1 protein-coding gene is annotated in these 1,934 nt (G+C 60.9%); it reads right to left on the bottom strand.

Annotation, left to right across the window (positions count from 1 at the left end; all coding sequences use genetic code 11):
- Nucleotides 1-61: 61 nt before the first annotated feature.
- Nucleotides 62-1,111: a DUF4365 domain-containing protein gene (locus tag A5788_RS00315; RefSeq protein ID WP_082937862.1), complete on the bottom strand. Its 1,050-nt coding sequence runs from the start codon at nucleotides 1,109-1,111 to the stop codon at nucleotides 62-64.
- Between the last annotated feature and the right edge of the window lie 823 nt (nucleotides 1,112-1,934).

Below are 1,934 nucleotides of genomic sequence, written 5' to 3'. Positions count from 1 at the left end.
TCCACTGCACCCGCGCCCAGCGGGCCAACAACCAGCAATTCCACTGCTGAGCAGTGCCCGGCTAACTTCGAAGAGCCGGCAAACCCTGCATGCTCTGCACCTTCAGTGCCTTTTCGGATGCCTCCTCGAATCGACCGAGTTCGGCGAAGCATCGCGCGATATGAGTCAGCAGCCAGGCATGATCGGCCGGCTCACAATCGTCACCCTCTACCACCTGCGACGCCAGCTCCAGGGCTCGGTCCGGCTCGCCTCGTTCGACGAGCAACGCGCAAGCGATCGACGCCGCGGCGGCCCGCTCGAACGGAGAGCCAGCCGTATCAATCAGAAGCGACAAGGCCTCCGTACCATCGCCATCGACAACCACGCCGTACGTGGCCGCATACAGTTGCCATGCCCACTCATCCGAGGACTGTGCTTCCTCTATGGACGGAACCTTGGTCTCGCGCGGATTGGTGGAATCGAGATCGTGGAGCCGCATTTTGACCAGCAACGCCAAGGCTGATTCGGGGCTGAGCTCACTGACGGAAAGATTTGGATGCGGAGCGATCAATCGGGGTGTGAGCAGTGCGTAACGGAGTCGATCTGACCGCGACACCGTAGCGCCTCCGCGCCAGGCACTCCCTTCCCATTGGTAACCCTCGCGGTTACCCACAGCGACGCGTACAAGATCGTCGTAATGTCCCCCGTCAACCGTATTCGATTCGGGAACATGGATTTTCACGCCATTGCCCGTCGAGATGATGGCATCCGCTGTCACATGAACCCAATAAGACCGGTCGCAGTCGGTGTCGTGCAGAACGAGCAGATGAGGCACCCGGTGGTTGGTCCAATACTGGGCATGCCGGTCGTCCGAATCCCGGAACCACCAACCCGGCGGCAAACCATCCCTACCGCTCGACGGATGCTGGAACCACGACGGCCCCGACTTCACTTGTGCGCCCACGAGAGCACCCAGATCGAACCCGCGGTCATCACGAGCTTGAAGCCACAAATCCGTACCTAGATCATGCTGCGTCGGGTTGGGAGCAACCCCCCATCCCAACTTCTCGAACTGCCCGGTGACTGCAGTTTGACCTACAGCTCCCGTCTGTCCCCGGCTACTCGCCCGCATCGCACCTCCCGTTCAGGTTGTCTTCTAGCGATGAGTTGTCATCCCGGGAGCCCGTCGACGATCTTCACGTCTCGACGCAATGGGGATAGACCCCACACCGAACCTCACAACGCTCACCCAACGGCAAACCGAGCGACCGCGTAAGGCGCGGCCACGCCAACCATTCAAGTGCACTGTCCTCATCGACGCGGGAAAGCCCTCGGTCCACGTCACCTGTGTTGTCGAGATGCAGGGAAGATGAACCAGTTGCGCAACGATTTGCACCAGCAGCATTTCTGACCGGTAGATTCACCTGGAGGGCAGTGCAAGTACTGGTTCAGAATGAGAATGATTCGGCCCAGAACGTGCGGTTGCAGGATCGCGGCCGACCTCTGCGAGTGGGTAGCTGGGTGAAACGGGCGGCGCCAACCAGCGGGCCATACATGTCGATCTCGGCCCGATGGCATCGTCGGGAGTGGCCGTGAGCAAGCCGACCATCCTGGTGGGCGTCCAGCTGCTCTTCGAACTCCAACCGGCCCCACCCAGCCAAAGCATCTGCGCGAATGTGGACGGTACCCGAGGGACAAGAAGTAACTTGGTCGCTCTGTCGGCCACGGACTGTACGCCGTGCGAGTCCTCCCCGGTGACACGCGGCGGTCGTATATCCGAGGTGCGCGGTGATCGGCTGGCACGCTGTCCTAGTGAGTGGAAGCGGCCTCGAAGGCGGATTGATCAAAGGCGGCGTCACCGCGGCGCGGGTCGGTGGTGAGCTTGTCAAGATGTTTGTGTAAGAACGTGACTCCTGATTTTTGTGTGCTTGCTGTTGCGGTCTAGGTGAGGTGGG

This window comes from Gordonia sp. 852002-50816_SCH5313054-c, from assembly GCF_001665925.1.
Lineage (GTDB): Bacteria > Actinomycetota > Actinomycetes > Mycobacteriales > Mycobacteriaceae > Gordonia > Gordonia jacobaea.
The sequence above is the reverse complement of the archived record's forward strand: the minus strand, read 5'-3'. Positions and strand labels throughout refer to the sequence as shown.